This window comes from Vibrio marisflavi CECT 7928, assembly GCF_921294215.1.
GTDB lineage: Bacteria > Pseudomonadota > Gammaproteobacteria > Enterobacterales > Vibrionaceae > Vibrio > Vibrio marisflavi.
Map to the genome: position 1 here is coordinate 68,151 of NZ_CAKLDM010000002.1, position 15,871 is coordinate 84,021.

Sequence of the window (15,871 nt, forward strand, 5' to 3'; positions counted from 1 at the left end):
CCGCTTATATCTGTTATATACGTCACCATTTCAGCTAAATGACGAAATCTTAGTCAAAGAAATGTGATCTATTTCCACACAATTCATTGAATATTATTTATTATCAGAACCTCTGAAACCGGTTACATTTTGTTTCCTAAGTTTCCAAGTGATGATAGAAAGGGGAGAGTTGTGGCTACGATTAAAGATATTTCAGAACTAGCAGGAGTCTCTCAAGCCACAGTTTCTCGAGTGATTAATGGCACCAGTCGAGTCGCTTATGATAAGAAGCTAAAAGTCGAAAAGGCCATTGATGCACTCTCTTATCGCAAGAAAGTGATGAAATCTCCTTCTTTTGCCAGCGGTAGCGGATGTATTGGAGTGGTTGTTCCCGATTTTTCCGAGCCACTTTATGCCGATACCTTGAAGAATATTGAAGACAAACTACGTGAGTGCAATTATCACGTTCTGGCCTCAGCAGGCTCAAGTACTGAAAATAGCCAACGACGCTCGGTAGAGTTTTTATTGGGACGCCGCGTAGATGCGCTCATTCTTTACACACCTCATCTATCTGATGACTACCTAATTTCTCTAGAAGCCCAAGATATTCCGGTGGTTGTGGTCAACCGCTATATTCCTGAAATCGAAACCAGTTGTATCAATATTGACAATGAGCTTGGTGGAAAATTGGCAGCTCAATATTTGTTGAAAATGGGGCACAAGAAGATAGCGTGCATTAGCGGTCCTTTGGACAGTTCTGAAGCTCGTGAGAGATTGCAAGGTTATCGTACTGCGATAGAAGAGGCGGGGTTAAATTACAGTGAAGCCTTGGTATCACAAGCGCGATTGACTTGCGAATCCGGAGCGCATGCAATGCAAAAACTCCTTAACAGAAAAGAAGAGTTCAGTGCCGTTTTCGCCTGTTACGATCAATTGGCTTTTGGGGCTCTGAAGTCACTGCAAGAACAAGGCTATAAGGTTCCTGAACAAATCTCACTGATCGGTTTTAATAACCATATGTTCACTCGTTACCTTGCGAGTCCACTAACTACGGTGAAATTCCCAGTAGAACAAATGTGCTTAGAGGCAGTTCAACTCATTTTGCAAAAGATTAATAACCAAGAACATGATGTGAATTTTAACCTTGTTCCGGCTTTGGTTGTACGAGATTCTGTGGGGGCTGTCGCCCAAAATATGCAGCATGTGTACTAGGCAGTACTTTCATACTGCCTAGCCATTAGCACTTAGAGATACTTGTTAAACCAATCTAGCTCTTTCTTAGCGACCGACTTAAATTTTTCGCCATGATAAATTTGATAGTGGGTAGCATCTTGCTCGATATACAGTTCTTTCGGCTCATTTGCTGCACTATATAACTTTTCAGATTCGCTGACTGGATTTACTCCGTCATTGCTGGCTGCAACGATAAGCAATGGTTTGTCTAAGTTAGGCAGTGCGTTGATTGGTTTGTGGTTAATGGTTTCCCAAACAGTTAAGAAAGGAATTTTAATGGTAAGTGCAGGAAAATCTTCCTTGTACTGGTTGAAGAACTCAATAGATTGAGGGTCGCTCAATACTTTTGAGATCGGCACCATCATCTCTTTGCCTGTCTTCTCTTTCTTATCTCTCATTCGCTCTAGTGTCGCGAGAAATTTGGCCTTTTCTTCTTCAGACATTTCTCCAGTAATGACTTCTTCACCGTCAGAAAATGTCAACTGGGAAACAACACATTGCACCTTATCTGATTGGCTTCCAGCAATAATTGCATTTGCCCCACCAAATGAGCTACCCCAAAGGCCAATTCGACTTGCATCGATATTCGCTTGCTGAGTTGCCCATTCAATTGCTGAGTGAATATCTTCTATTTGTAATTCAGGAACCAACCGGCCTGGTTCTCCTTCACTTTCACCAAAGCCTCGATAATCGAAGGTCAGAGCAAAGTAACCTTGCTCGGCAAAATACGCTGCATACTCAGGAAGTAGAAGTTCTTTTACGCCGCAGAAACCGTGACAAAGTATGATAAGCGGCGATACTTCGTTGTTTGCTTTTTCTGGAGTATAAAGATGGCCTGCTAGAGTTGAACCGTGAGAATCAAAAGTGACGTTTTTAAACATTTGTAGTTCCTTGCTTTTATAATAATTGGTGCGATTGATAGCCTTGATGACTGATATGTAATTAGCAAATGAATTGCGAATTATGTTGTTGCGAACATACCTATATGTGGTGGATAAAAGCAAATATTTGTTGTTAGATCTTGTGTATCTCTAACTTTCTTAAGGTTATTTACTGTCCTGAAAAATTCACACTTTAGATTGTATGATTATTTTTTAATAGTAGTAATCTTCAATAATTAATCGGCCTCGGGATTTAGCATAACCTCAGTTTCAATGTTGGATTTACTTGAATTGCAACGCTTCATGAGCTATTCCCAAAGGCTATTTTGGGGGCTGATAGCAAAGAGTGATAGAATCTTGCGCTATCAATTTGGCTCTATTGGTTTTGAGTCGATAACTAAACCTTGCAGAAATATATCGCTATGAAAAACAATAAAATTACTTTGCTTGCTTCAAGCGTAGTATTTATGGAGTGGTTGGAATACGCACTCTACATGTACCTTGGAGTGGCTATCAGCCATTATTTCTTTCCTGACAAGTCTTCTGGCAGCGATCTGCCTCTTATTCTTACCTATGCGATTTTTGCTATCAGCTATATTGGTCGGCCGCTAGGGGGAATAGTTTTCGGCCTTTACGCAGACAAAAAAGGTCGTAGAAAACCCCTAATATTTAGCTCACTTCTTGCCGGTATCGCGACTGCTGCTATTGGTGTTATACCAAGCTATGGACAGATTGGTATGTTCGCGCCAGCTCTGCTGCTTGTTTGCCGACTGGCGCAAAGCTTCGCTGTTTCAGGGGAATTTAATAACTCTTCTATTTTTCTTATTGAGCACGCCAGTAAAAACCGTATTCTTGCTGGTGCCTGGATTGGAACTGCTGCATCTGCTGGTATGTTCTTTGGTGGCGGTGTGGCCTATTTGGTTAGCCTGAGCTCAAATCCAAATATGTGGCAGGTTGCTTTTATCGCCGTTGGGGTAATTTCCATTGCACTGGCATGCTTTAGAAAACAGCTCGCTGAATCTCCCGAGTTTGTGCAAATGAAAGCCAAAAATTCAGGTCATGGTAGTAAAATATTCAGTCAGCTGGCGAAGCACAAAATTGGCGTTTTCAAAATCGCAATCATTGGTGCATTCCTCTGTGTTTATGTTTACACATCAAATGTTTACTTTGTTAGCTACATGATTACCAAGCTCGGCTATAGTCCAAGCTCCGCATCGCTTAGTATGACGATTGTACAAGGCTCGGTGACCGTGCTAATTCCGCTGTTTGCTCTTTTAGCGGAAAGGTTAGGGTATATGAGGGTGCTTAAGCTGAGTATTCCAACGATTGGTGTGATGGCGTTTATCCAGTTTTATGGCGCGAGCATTCAATCTCATCCAATGATAGTCACAAGTTTTGTGTTGTACACTCTAGCGAATGCTGGTGTTTCGGCCTGCATATTCAAATACATGTTTGACAATTTACCAGTGGAAGTGCGTTGCACAGGCGGAAGTTTGGCTTATAGCGTCTCTGCCGCAATATTTGGTGGCACAGCACCAATATTGGCCGCGACCTTGGTTGATAACGGTTATGTGCTGATGCCTGCTGTTTACGTTATCGCTTTTTCAGCGCTGACCTATTTGTCCGTCAATTACAAAAGCCAACAAATGAAAAACAATCAGAGACGAGTGACAGAGTAAAAAAGTGTGGATGGGTGTCTTTAAGAAGAGAAAATGGTCGGACTGAGAGGATTTGAACCTCCGACCCCCGACACCCCATGACGGTGCGCTACCAAGCTGCGCTACAGTCCGATGGACACTAAATTAACTACTCATAAAATGATTGTCAACTCATTGAGTATTAACGGTTAATCTATGTACAGTTATACTGTGATGATGGCAGCATACTTTTGATTTTGCGATAAGTTAAGTGGTATCACGCGGCTTGATCCACTTCAGTAGCGAAAGGAATAGTTTATTCGGTTCTATAGGTTTCGGTATATGGTCATCCATACCGATCTCTAGGCACTTTTCTTTATCTTCATTGGTCGCATTGGCAGTCATGGCAATGATGGGCATTGTTAAAAACTGACTGTTCTCCCGAATTTTTGTTGTCGCTTCGTAGCCATCCATTTCTGGCATCTGTATATCCATCAGAATTAAGTCAAACTCGTCTTTTGCTAAGCACTCAAGACATTGCAACCCATTGTCCGCTAAGGTGACGTAAAATCCAGTTCGTGTAAGAAGCTCGTACGCTAAATGCTGATTTATTTCGTTATCTTCAACAACCAATATTCTGGAACCCTTGATGCAGTCTAACTTATTTGGTTTTTCGGTGTTCTTGCTCTTGTTTTCTGGAGTGATGTCTTCTTTGGCAAATATTTTTACGATTTGTTTCGCAACGGTTGAAGGTGTGAACGGTTTTACAATACTTCCAGATAAATCGACTTTCTCTGCTGCTTGTAGAGCGCTTTCTTTTTCGTAGCTGGTGATCATTAAGATAGCGGGAGTCGAGGAAATATCATCGCTTGCTTGGATTCTCTCTATAGCCTCAATGCCATCTACTTCTGGCATTTGTCTATCGATAATAACTAAATCAAAAGCTGTGTCATTTGGTGGGGAGTGGAGTATTGTTATCGCTTCACTAGCTGAGCTGGTAGCTATAGCTTGCAAGCCCCAAGCGTTCAGCATTCCAGTTAAGATTCTTTTGGACTTTTCATTGTCATCGACAACTAGGACTCTTAATTCAGGCTTCTCAGGTAAAATAGATGGAAGGCTCTTGTTTGGTTTACTTGCTGCTTTTTCATCTTGTTGGAAGCGAGCATTAAAGAGGATTTTCGAGCCATGGCCCAACACACTTTCTACTCTGATGCTTCCGTGCATCATCTCCACTAGTCGCTTACATATTGCAAGGCCAAGACCTGTTCCACCATATTTTCTTGTTGTTGATGCATCGGCTTGAGTGAACGACTGAAACAAACGTTCACTTTGTTCGGGTGACATTCCTATGCCAGTGTCTACCACAGCAAATTCCAGTTCAACGTTACCCTTGTGCTCTCGAAGTAAACGTATTTGGATGAGGATCTCACCTGTGTCAGTAAACTTCAGCGCATTGCCAGTTAGGTTGATAAGGATCTGCCCTAGTCGATGGGGATCTCCTAATAAGGCCTGGGGCACATCACTGTGAATATCAAACAGTATTTCTAAACCTTTTTCTTGTGCTTTGAGCGCAATGATGTTGGATACATTTTCTAGGACGCTATCAAGTGCAAATGGTGTAATCTCGAATTCTAGCTTTCCGGCTTCGATCTTTGAAAAGTCTAATATGTCGTTAATGATGACAAGTAGAGACTGAGAAGAGGTATGTAACTTTTCGATATAGTCTCGCTGCTTTTCATCTAAGTCAGTGCCTAGAGCAAGATAGGACATGCCAAGGATGGCATTCATTGGCGTGCGGATTTCATGTGACATGTTGGCCAAGAACTCAGACTTTGCCTTGGTGGCTTTTTCAGCAATCTCTTTTGATTGCTGCAGTTCAATCTCTGTTCTGACTCTTTCTTCGATATCGTTTTCTATCGCACTGGCCATTTTATTGAAGGTTTTGGCTAGTTCACCGACTTCATTATCAATGTCAATATTGGCGCGCTCTTTATAATTCCCTTTAAAAAGGCTGTGAGCTGTTTTGGTCAGAAGTTCTATCGGTGCAACGACTTTCTGCTTTCCCCATAAATACTCCATCATAATAGCCAAAACGATGATAATTAGCAGCCAACCAAATTTTCTGTACATGGAGGCCTTCTTATCTAGCTGAAGCTGCTTTTCTTGCTCGAGCCTTTGACTTGCCATGGATAAAACATGGTCTAGTCGAACAACCAAATTATTTAAGTGAGATGTGAGGTTTTGCTTTTCTATCGCGATGCTGTTGAACAGCTGTTTTTCTTCTTTCAAAACCGACAAAAGTATTGCTAACTCTGCCTTCTCAAAACCGAAGTGATCAAACCAGATCTGATCATTTTGTGCTAGAGAAGCTAAGCTCCTACCCTTATAGCTCCAATGGGTGAGCAGTTTAGAGTTGTGCTCTTCACTCAGTTTATCCATATCGAGCAGAGTGTGTTTAATGTTACCGATAATGGACTGACTGTTATATTTCTTCTGTTCTATATGCAAGATATGGTTGGCGATTTCATCTTGAATAAACGCCAGTGCAATGAAGCCACTGGCGATAAGTAGCGAGAGTAGGAAGCTTCGGTTGCTTGATTGTCGTATGTGCATCTATTGCTTTCCTCTATTTAAATCCAGCCACACCCTTTCGATAATGGTGTTGCAATAACAGAGATAGAACTGTGCTCAAAATTGGGAAGACAACAAGTAGGGGGCCAAGAACGACAGAAACGACCATTGGTCCTTTATTGAACGGCATAAAGGTATACAACACAATCAGAATGGCGACTTCTAAAGAGAAAGCAAACAGGTAGTGTAAATACCATCTGAATTTCCACTGATTTAGCACTAATACCCAACGCCACAAAAAGCCAATAGCAATGGAAACTACTACTGTCATGACGCCGGGAAAAGCGCCCGCGCCACCTTGTATGTATCGATATGTAGCCGCTATGATGCCGCCGATGACAACCACTCGCCAATTTAAAAATATTGCGCAGCAGCTGAGCCAAACCCACCGGGAGTCGACAAAGATCCCTTCGCTGATGTTTACTGGGTTATTGAGCAAAATAATAGTGACGACACCAACGCCACAACCAGACAACAACTCTTCTTGCCTTTTGGAGTCAAACTGCACCGAACTGGTAATGAATTCATAAATACTGACCAGCGCCAGTAATAAGATTGCACTAAATACATATTCCCAGTGATTGCTCATTACGGTTCCCCATGTTCACAATTCTGCACGAGCCAGCAACTCCGGTTGTCCATAAACTATAGAACACGAGAAACGCATGTTGTTTGTCATATCTCTTAAAAATAATTCAGTTGGTGAAATTAAACGGTTGAGAATAAATGATTTCCAGACACAAAAGGCGAGCTACTGAACTAAAAGCAGCTAAACTGTATAGTAAGAAAGAGGGTTGAATGGATTTACGGCCGGGCTCTCATGCAATTTACGATGGAAAATAGATGAAAGAGCTTATCTTAGCTATAACATTGCTCATTGTTTCTTATTCTACTTTTTCTAAAGAAAGAGTATTAACAGCTGACTATCGAAATCGTCCGCCACAAATGGTGGTCGAAAACAGCAGCTTTACTGGACCACTCAAAGACATATTGGAAGAAGCAAGCGCCAAGATGGGTTATCGAGTTGAATGGCGGTTTGCACCATTTAAGCGAAGCTCGCGCGATCTTGAATATGGACTAGTTGATATTGTTCCTCGGTATTTCTGGACAGAAGAGCGTGCAAAATTTACCAATTATCTAGGGCCGATTGGCTTTCAAGAACAAATGATGAACTTTGTTGTTCTCAAGCAAAACAAAGACATCATTCAGTCGTATGACGACTTATATAAATATCCAGTTGGAGTCAAACGGGGCACAAGCTATTTCAAGAAATTTAACGAAGATGACAAAATAGAAAAAGTCGAAACAACCGATGATGATCAGATAGTAAAAATGCTTAGAGGTAAGCGGTTTAAAGTCGCGATTATTATTGATGGTAAAGCCTTTGAATATGCAGCGAAAAAGGCCAATTTTTCAGACTGGGTTTATGCCCCATATTCCTTTGTGAAGCGTTTTCCAAACTATTACGGTATGTCAAAAAAATCCCCACGAGCTTCTATATACAAAGAGCTAAATACCATGCTGAAAAATATGTCCGTATCAGGAAGGATCACGGAAATTTATAACAAACATGGTGTCACTCCCCCTGTTCCAGTTGACTCGCAGTTAGTGCGGTCAGAGGATTTCAATTAGTAGAGAGTCATAGTAAAGCACCTTCCTCAATGGACTCAGTAATTGCTTCTAGATCGATAAACGAGTCATAAATGGTTCATGTTGTTGACGTACTCTACTCGCCAATAGAGCTGGTGCACTTAGTTATCAATTGCGCTAGTAGGGGATGTTCGTGAGGAAAGGCAATGAGTGGTGATATTGCTGGGCAATCAGGGAAGGTAGGTCCAGGTGATTGGAAGGGGATTGAATTAACAACGGCAAATGAAATCAGCTACTCAGCCAGCTCCTCAGTCGAGCTTATCACGGGTAACAAAACAAGCTTCGTTGTGGGTAACTACCTGAGCACTGCTGGACCATTCACGAATAAAGTGTACGGTGGAGAGTATGTCCAATACTATCCTGGAATTAAAACGGATATCATTTACTGGACTGAGAAAGTTCAATGTAACAGTAGAGTGATTACGGCAGCGAAAGATCATTACTATTTGAGAAAGCTTAAGGCAGTGCAAAGTGAAGTCACAGTTGCTCAAGATAAGCTCGATACGGCTCAATCAAATTTCGAGGTGGCTGAAAATGACTTCAGCGCTGTTGATTTTAGAGCTTATTTCGATAATTTAGAGACAGTGACAACAAACTTAAGGCTTGCAGAGTCGAACCTTGAGGCCGTTAAAAACAATGCGGTCTCTAAGCAGTCTAAACTTGTCAGCGAAATATCAACATCCAAGTTAGATCAAGTATCAGCTAGGCTAGTATCTGGTGATGTGACGGTTGATAACAATAAACTGAAGATGCTTTGAGGAAGTATTTCTAAAATGCTTGTTTCTATTGAGGTAGCTATCTCTACCTCTTATTTAGCATCGTTTTAGCTGTTCGAATACATTTGGGTAGCAATATACGCCATAGCTTCATGCACCATAGCTTCTTCTGAACTTTCTATTCCAAACCTCCGCTTCAATCAAGTCTACTGCCAGATAAACGAAATCGATTAAGACATAGCGTGGAAAAACATTTAAAATTGCTAATCCGATATCGCTTTACGATAATATATAGATGTACAGCAAAGGTTTTCACAATGTCTTCTAAACTCACTCACCTAGCATGGAGTTACAAAGCGGCTAAAGCAGAAGACAAGCTGCTATTGCTTGCTCTGGCTGAAATCGCAGATAGAAAAGGCAATTTTGAAACCTCAATTGCTGAGCTTTCTGAGATGACAGGTTTGAGTGATGGGATCATCAAAACTAGTATCCGTCATTTCAATAGCGCACCTATCAGTCTGATTAAGTTTCCTCCTCGTGAATACAATCGCAATGCAGAAACTTTTCTGGGTTCATTGCACCTAGACAATCCGAACGTTAACTCATTGCCTGTGCGTGAAATGAACTTGATGGAGTTAGCGAAAGAGCAAAACGAACGTTTGAATCAAAACAAGAAAACCAATAAAGGTAAACTGAACCGAAGCCAGCGATCGCAAATAGCACCGTTGAACCGCTCTGGTGAAGAAAAGCAATACAATGTTCTGCAGATCCATATGGAAGAGATCCCAGACTGGGCTGAAGGATTAATGTTTAAGCAAGGTGTTCATGGGCGTAAGGACATATGGGATGCATTTGTTGCCGATGTACATAACACGGGAGAAAAAATCTTTTCTCAGTCTCAACTGATTAATCGTCTGCACCAAAAAATCTATTCATTTAAAGATCTTTCTTTTGGCAACTCAAACAACAACTCTCAGTCTAAAGGCAAGCAATCTGCGTTGAGTGCTTTTGAAGATAAGTTTCAAGAATATCTTCATGACGATGGTATGGATTTTTAGCGGATTTAATTGGGTTCAATCGGTTACTTTATTGATTTTTGGTGGGTTAAACTTATGTCTGATGATTACAACAAACCTAAAAACGTCTCTGAACTCGGCGTGACTTTTGAAGAGCGATTGGCGCAGTTAGGTAAACTTTCTAAGCACTCGCGAGGGGATGGAAAAAACGCTCGCACTCCTATTTCCAATCAACAAAACCGAGGTTTTGGATCGGCGGACGCCAGTGATACTTCAGTGATTGCGAACCCTAAATCAAGAGCGGCTCTCGATGAATATAAACAGAGAGGCCAGAGTAAGCAGATCCTGAAAGTTTGGTTTATGTTGATGCAAGCCTTTGGTTCTAAACTGAAGCACTTCTTTGGCGATGAACCGGATGTTCATTTTATGAAGTTTGCAGTTAGCCTTACAGCTGATTCATACAAACGCTTGGAAGCCAACTTGCTGGAACGTTTGGATGAAGATCGAGAGTGGCCTCCTTCTTTGATCCGTCTTCGTCAGCTTGCTGAATCTCCGACCAAAGAGATGATGTACCGAGCACGCCAAAAACTGTTTCATTACCCTGTACCGATGAACGAACTGGATCGCGTCGAGCAGTTTATTAAGAAGTACAAAATGCGTGAGGTTAAAAATTTCTCTGAACGTAATTTTGAGCTTGAGTTTAATCGCAAGTTCACTCAATGGTTCCGTGAAGTTATTTTGGAAGACATGGATGTTCAATTTGACGAAATTCGCAAAGAAATGAACCATCGCCTTGAATGCGATCATTTCACCGAAAATGACAAACACATAGATGATGTTATCTCTGAAGGAAATGCCTTTAACAACCCATTTGGTGAAAGAATTCAAAAGATGCTTCAAGAAAAGCATGCAATGCCGGAAGCACTCAGCGACCAAGAGGCTAGTGCGATTGAGCGGAGATGCAAGAGTAAAGGCAATGACAAAAGCCTTGGTGACGCTTGATGCGAGAGTTTAATGTACTGGAGCGCTGTGAGCATTATTTTAAATGCAGTGTTGACGGAAACCGCAATAGCTTTTGCCGAATCTTAATTGATGAAAATAGCCAAGATTTACCCCTTGGTCAGTCTCGCTTACACGTTGAAGATATCAGCGACAAAAATAAGCATTTTGCTAACGACACCGTTTTTCGTTTAACGCTTCCTTTTGCTCAGCAAGGCTCTATTGAAATCTGCACTCTGAATGCAGGCAGAAAGAATCAATTTACCTATAAAGAATGTTTACGCCTGAGTGGTAAGTGGGAGCCTATTCTTAACGAGTGGGTGTTTTCAGCGTCGGTAAAGCCTCAAGTCGATAGCTTGCGTGAGATTGTGCAATCTGATCAGGTAACGGTAGAAGTTGAATTCAAGGAAACGATTTCGCAGCCGAAGAAAAACCTGACGTTATTTGGCTTTGAGCTGGTTAAAGGGCTAAGTATTAATTTGGTTCCCACGCTGCATAAAAACATCACGGTGAAAAAAGGCGATATTTCCTATATCTCAGGCCAAGAAGCCAAGACCATTGTACGAGCTGGAACCGTTGTTCGTTTGCTTGTACCTAAGCTCATGCTTGAATCAGCTCTTTTTCGCGAGGATTACCTTTCAGCAATCAACTATAAAGTCATATCACGTAGAAAACGACGCAGCTACAGTTAGTTGAATGTTTTTGTCAGCTAGGCCGAAAAAGAGTTACTCGGTCTAGCGGTTTTTTAACAAACTGAACATGGAATTACACCACGGTAATCAAAGTAAATGGTCCACCTTAAATCGTTCGTTCAATTGATCTCTGAATATTATTATCAAGCTACTCTCTTGGTGTAGTATTAATTATATTACTTAAATGTCTTCTTAGATTCATTGATTAAAAAATCTTTAAATAATTGATGTGTAGTGGTTTGGTATTTGTTCTTCTTGTATACAATTACAAGCTCTGTTGAAAAATCGTCCACCTCATAAGGAAGAATTGCCAGTTTTTTAGTATCAATATCGTCATTGAGGATCACCTTCGGCAATATTGCAATTCCCATGTTAGCTTTCACAGCCTCTCTAATTGCCATGTATGAGTCTAAATAGAGAGGTGGTTTGGTCGTCTCTAACTTTTTCATTAGTTTAATTTGATTAAAATGTGTAGCAGATGGTGAGTTGCTGCTTAAAAACTGAGCATGTTTTAAATCATGTATATCAATCACTTTTTTATGAGCAAGCGGATGAAATGATGAGGCGGTTAGTACAAAATCAGACCTCAATAAAGTGTGAGTTTGCCATTCTGAACTATAAGCAAGAGGATCGCTTATGATAAAAAAGTCTTGCTGACTTACTTCTAAATTTTCTTGTTGATCCCCCCACTTATCCACACTAAATTTTAGCTGTATATGCGGATACTGCGTTAGAAATGGCCGTAGCAAAGAAAAGATTGTACTTTGAAAAGTATTGGTAATAGATAGGTGTATAATCGATTGTTCTTCTTGATGAAGTTGACCAATTGAAGACGACAATTGATCTCTAGCTTGCAAAAAAACTTCTGCTTTCTTAGCAAGGTTAACTCCTTCTGGGGTTAATAAAAATGTCTTGCCCTGTCTTGAAAATAATTGCTTTTGACAAAGTTGCTCTAGATTGTGGATATGCTTCCAAGCAGCAGGAACTGTCATATTTAGTGCTTGTGCTGTTTTCGTGATGCTTAAAGTCTCGGTAGTTCTAAGAAAGACTTCTATTTGTCGAATACTGTAATACATTTACCTTCCAACGTTTCATATACTCACATACTTTCTACCTGCAATCATAACGTACCCACAGAATATTAACTTCAAGTTAATATATCTTAACTTACATTAAATTTTATTTTATATAGATGCTGATTACTATTGCCCATCAATGACCGAGGAGTCTATATGGGTAACTATGTAACATACGCAAATCAAGATAATGAAAAGAGAAAGTTACCTCTATTCAATTTGATAGTTATATCACCTTTGGCTTCTGTAGGGGCAATTCTGCCATCTCCAGCACTAGAAGCTATTTCAGATCATTATGCGACTCCTGCTCATAGGGCTGAATGGGTAGTGACTATATTTGTCTTGGGGTACGCCTTAAGCCAGCTTATTTATTGTCTGGTTGCCCATGCCTTTGGGCGAAAAAAGCATTGTATGTTGGTATTGGTTTATCCATAGCTGGTGCAGCGTTGTCTAGCATGACGGCCAAGTAGAGAAAGACAAAACGCTCAAAGCTTAAATAGCCGATAAAAATTCACCAACACATGATATTAATAAATTCAAATAATCATGTGTTTAGGCAAAGTATAAAATCACCTCAATACTCATACATCGACTTATAATATCATCAGTCATCATAGGTAATAATTAATATGCAGCTTACTAAGCCAACGAAAAGGTTACACAGGTTACGTAGAAATAAAAATATTCGCAATCTAGTATGTGAAAACGACTTTAAATTGTCAGATCTCATATGTCCGATATTTGTTGAAGAAACTTTAACCAAGGAATCACCTATTCCTACCATGCCTGGTATTAGCCGTATCCCAGAGGATATGCTAGCTGATGAGGTAAAACTACTTTATAAACTTGGTGTTCGCTACGTAATGCCTTTTGGTATATCTCATACTAAAGATAACGTAGGTAGTGATACTTGGGATGATTGTGGTTTACTTTCTCGCATGATTAAAACTATCAAATCAGCTTGTCCTAATATGGTTGTAATACCGGATATCTGTTTTTGTGAATACACAACTCATGGACATTGTGGTGTGTACCATAACGGGTATGTGCAAAATGATGAAACACTACAGCTACTAGTCAAACAGAGCATAACAGCTGCAAAGGCAGGTGCTGATATGCTTGCTCCTTCAACAATGATGGATGGCCAAGTTCGAGCCATTCGTGAAGGTCTAGATAGTGAGGGCTTTGAGCATGTAGCCATTCTTTCTCATGCAATAAAGTTTGCTTCGTCCTTTTATGGGCCTTTCCGTACAGCCGTTGATTGTGAGTTAATTGGAGACCGTAAATCATATCAGATGGACCCTGCAAATGGTCGTCAAGCATTGCATGGCGCTTTATTGGATGAAGAAGAAGGCGCTGATATTCTAATGGTTAAGCCTGGAACACCGTATCTAGATGTACTGTCTAAACTTCGTCAAAATACTCATTTGCCCGTAGCTATTTATCAAGTTGGCGGAGAATATGCTGCCATAAAATTCGCAGCATTAGCTGGAGCATTAGATGAAGAGAAAGTTGTGTACGAGACTTTAACGGGTTTTAAGCGAGCAGGCGCAGATTTAATCGTTAGTTATTACACAAAGCAAGTTGCAGAGTGGTTGGCAAATGCGAAAGGTGATTAGTATAAAACCATTGATTGTGGCTAGTAGCGTTATATCCACTGCCTTCAATAAATTATGTATTGGATCTAACTGTTGTAGGGAAGTTACTACTTTGTGCCGGCGTTAGCGTACAGAAGTTAGAAATGCGGCACCTAGATACGAAAAAGGCCTGAGAAGCGAAAACGCTCTCAGGCCTTATTATATATGGTGGCCCATCGCAGATTTGAACTGCGGACCAATCGATCGTGATTCGTTTTATGAAATGGCGCTTTGAATCAAAGCTTCTGCCATCTCTTAACTTGGAGTTCTGTGAATAAGTGTATTTTGAGAAAATACTAATGTAATAATTGATATAACAATAAATTGTCTCTTCTAGTATTTATGAAGTACTTATCAATATTCTTGATGTGAATATATCGCCTCATTTTTAGGTGTTATTGTTTGGCGAAATTTTATGAAATTAAAAGGACTTACGCTCATGAAGTTGGCTAAAGCATTAGTTATCTCTCTGTTTGTTTTAACTGGGTGTACATCGAAGGAAAAAGAATCTGTTCCGCCAAGTAAAGCATATTCCATAGCAAATCAAACATATCTCATACATGATTACCAAGTTCTTTGGAGTACGAATAAAAGTAAACTGAAAGACTACTCACAGGAGGATATTGCTAAAATCAATGATGCTCTAAACAAGCGATCTAGCTCTGGTGGCAATTTATCCGTAGCATTCGGTGTACTGCGTATCTTGTCAGGCAATTTTACAGGAGCTATTGATGTGGTAGGAGGTACAGCATCTAATATAGCCAAATCAAATCATCCCTCAAAGTATTCAAACTGGTATGCAGCAATACCAAAAGCTTCTGCTACAGATGGCCTTGATGCGACACGAAAAGTTGCTGCAGAAATTCAAAAGGAAGCGATGACAATTTTAAATGAACATGGTGTATATTTAGAACTCAAAGTAATTGAACCAGAAAGGAAATCAATGATAGGAGCTACTATATATCGAAAAACTGCTTATTTCATCGCGGGAACAGATATTAGGTACGGCTTTTACTCCAATGATTTTTATCTAAATTATAAAAAGTCCAGTATGGAAGAAGGGCATACAAGCTTCATTGAAGCAAAAGACCAGTGGGTAACTAGCTTTGACACTCGGTATGCTGGAACTGGTGGTATGTTCAATGCCAAGTACTTCCGAGATCATGATATTGAACCATTTAATCGTACTAATGGTTTTGATCTGTTTATGGCGGAGCTAACTAGCCGCTTGCCGGACAGTTACTTTTACTATCAGGCGCCAAGTAGTACACATCCGATCCCATCAATATACAAAAATGGTGAAAAACTGATGTTTATACAGCCTAACGTTGTTGGGGACAACGCTGATAAACTTGCTTTGAAATAAGGTGTTTTAATTAGCTCAGAATCATCCTACTAGTAGTAGAGGTATTCTGGCCTTACGTTTGTTGGCCGCGTTCGCGATAAAGCACCTCAAACAATGGGAAGTGTTATGAAGAAGTTTATCAAAGAGAAAATGGGCGGCGTGTTCTGTGGCCGAAAAGAGCAAGCCATCCATCCTTACTATGAGCTATCAGTAGACCAAAGCACAGGTGAGGTGAAAACAACGCTCTACTGTGAAACTGAACTAACAAAAGTACTCAAGGGTGTCACTGCAATGGGTAAAGCGATTGTGACTCGTTTTATGCAATGGCGCTTTGAATCAAAGCTCGCGCCATCTTTTAACTTGGAGTTCTGTGAATAAG

15 protein-coding genes and 1 tRNA gene are annotated in these 15,871 nt (G+C 40.5%); 11 read left to right on the forward strand and 5 right to left on the reverse strand.

The features are described from left to right. Window positions 1-171 precede the first annotated feature (171 nt). Window positions 172-1,191, forward strand: coding sequence for a LacI family DNA-binding transcriptional regulator (locus L7A31_RS07095; RefSeq protein WP_237360826.1), 1,020 nt, complete (start codon window positions 172-174; stop codon window positions 1,189-1,191). A gap of 32 nt (window positions 1,192-1,223) precedes the next feature. Here the strand turns inward: L7A31_RS07095 and uilS are convergent, their stop codons facing one another. Continuing rightward, window positions 1,224-2,093, reverse strand: a complete 870-nt coding sequence (uilS, locus tag L7A31_RS07100) for a UilS family quorum-quenching N-acyl-homoserine lactonase (RefSeq protein WP_237360827.1) — start codon at window positions 2,091-2,093, stop codon at window positions 1,224-1,226. A gap of 422 nt (window positions 2,094-2,515) precedes the next feature. Between uilS and L7A31_RS07105 the strand changes: the two genes are divergently transcribed. Next, a complete protein-coding gene (locus tag L7A31_RS07105) occupies window positions 2,516-3,772 on the forward strand; it encodes an MFS transporter (RefSeq protein ID WP_237360828.1) in 1,257 nt (418 codons plus the stop codon). Between the two features lie 34 nt (window positions 3,773-3,806). On the opposite strand, the gene L7A31_RS07110 is transcribed toward L7A31_RS07105, so the two are convergent. The 3 genes from L7A31_RS07110 to L7A31_RS07120 all read right to left on the reverse strand — a co-directional run bounded on the left by L7A31_RS07110 (window position 3,807) and on the right by L7A31_RS07120 (window position 6,950). Then, window positions 3,807-3,883, reverse strand: a tRNA-Pro gene (locus L7A31_RS07110). Window positions 3,884-3,997: 114 nt separating this feature from the next. After that, the gene (locus L7A31_RS07115; protein ID WP_237360829.1) at window positions 3,998-6,343 is read right to left on the reverse strand and encodes a response regulator; all 2,346 of its coding nucleotides are present in this window, start codon (window positions 6,341-6,343) and stop codon (window positions 3,998-4,000) included. A 13-nt stretch (window positions 6,344-6,356) separates the two neighbouring features. Further along, the gene (locus L7A31_RS07120) at window positions 6,357-6,950 is read right to left on the reverse strand and encodes a LytS/YhcK type 5TM receptor domain-containing protein (RefSeq protein WP_237360830.1); all 594 of its coding nucleotides are present in this window, start codon (window positions 6,948-6,950) and stop codon (window positions 6,357-6,359) included. A 254-nt stretch (window positions 6,951-7,204) separates the two neighbouring features. Here L7A31_RS07120 and L7A31_RS07125 point away from each other — a divergent pair, with 254 nt between their 5' ends. The 5 genes from L7A31_RS07125 (at window position 7,205) to L7A31_RS07145 (ending at window position 11,434) form a co-directional block, all read left to right on the forward strand. Then, window positions 7,205-7,993, forward strand: a complete 789-nt coding sequence (locus L7A31_RS07125; protein ID WP_237360831.1) for a substrate-binding periplasmic protein — start codon at window positions 7,205-7,207, stop codon at window positions 7,991-7,993. 164 nt (window positions 7,994-8,157) lie between these two features. Beyond that, on the forward strand, window positions 8,158-8,769 hold the full coding sequence (locus L7A31_RS07130) for a hypothetical protein (protein ID WP_237360832.1): 612 nt from the start codon (window positions 8,158-8,160) through the stop codon (window positions 8,767-8,769). Between the two features lie 275 nt (window positions 8,770-9,044). Beyond that, entirely contained in the window at window positions 9,045-9,785 is a 741-nt protein-coding gene (locus L7A31_RS07135; RefSeq protein ID WP_237360833.1) for a hypothetical protein, read from the forward strand. A 54-nt stretch (window positions 9,786-9,839) separates the two neighbouring features. Continuing rightward, window positions 9,840-10,745 (forward strand): hypothetical protein, encoded by a 906-nt coding sequence (locus L7A31_RS07140; protein ID WP_237360834.1) that lies wholly within the window; start codon window positions 9,840-9,842, stop codon window positions 10,743-10,745. Further along, complete coding sequence (locus L7A31_RS07145) at window positions 10,745-11,434, forward strand: hypothetical protein (RefSeq protein ID WP_237360835.1); 690 nt, start codon at window positions 10,745-10,747, stop codon at window positions 11,432-11,434. The genes L7A31_RS07140 and L7A31_RS07145 overlap by 1 nt, the downstream gene beginning before the upstream one ends. Before the next feature lie 176 nt (window positions 11,435-11,610). Here L7A31_RS07145 and L7A31_RS07150 read toward each other — a convergent pair whose 3' ends face one another. Then, window positions 11,611-12,510, reverse strand: a complete 900-nt coding sequence (locus L7A31_RS07150) for a LysR family transcriptional regulator (protein ID WP_237360836.1) — start codon at window positions 12,508-12,510, stop codon at window positions 11,611-11,613. Between the two features lie 156 nt (window positions 12,511-12,666). Between L7A31_RS07150 and L7A31_RS07155 the strand changes: the two genes are divergently transcribed. From L7A31_RS07155 to L7A31_RS07170, 4 genes are all read left to right on the forward strand, one after another. Beyond that, on the forward strand, window positions 12,667-12,945 hold the full coding sequence (locus L7A31_RS07155) for a hypothetical protein (protein WP_237360837.1): 279 nt from the start codon (window positions 12,667-12,669) through the stop codon (window positions 12,943-12,945). Window positions 12,946-13,139: 194 nt separating this feature from the next. Next, window positions 13,140-14,129, forward strand: a complete 990-nt coding sequence (gene hemB / locus L7A31_RS07160; protein WP_237360838.1) for a porphobilinogen synthase — start codon at window positions 13,140-13,142, stop codon at window positions 14,127-14,129. Window positions 14,130-14,562: 433 nt separating this feature from the next. Then, complete coding sequence (locus L7A31_RS07165; RefSeq protein WP_237360839.1) at window positions 14,563-15,513, forward strand: hypothetical protein; 951 nt, start codon at window positions 14,563-14,565, stop codon at window positions 15,511-15,513. Window positions 15,514-15,618: 105 nt separating this feature from the next. After that, complete coding sequence (locus L7A31_RS07170; protein ID WP_237360840.1) at window positions 15,619-15,870, forward strand: hypothetical protein; 252 nt, start codon at window positions 15,619-15,621, stop codon at window positions 15,868-15,870. Window position 15,871: the final 1 nt, after the last annotated feature.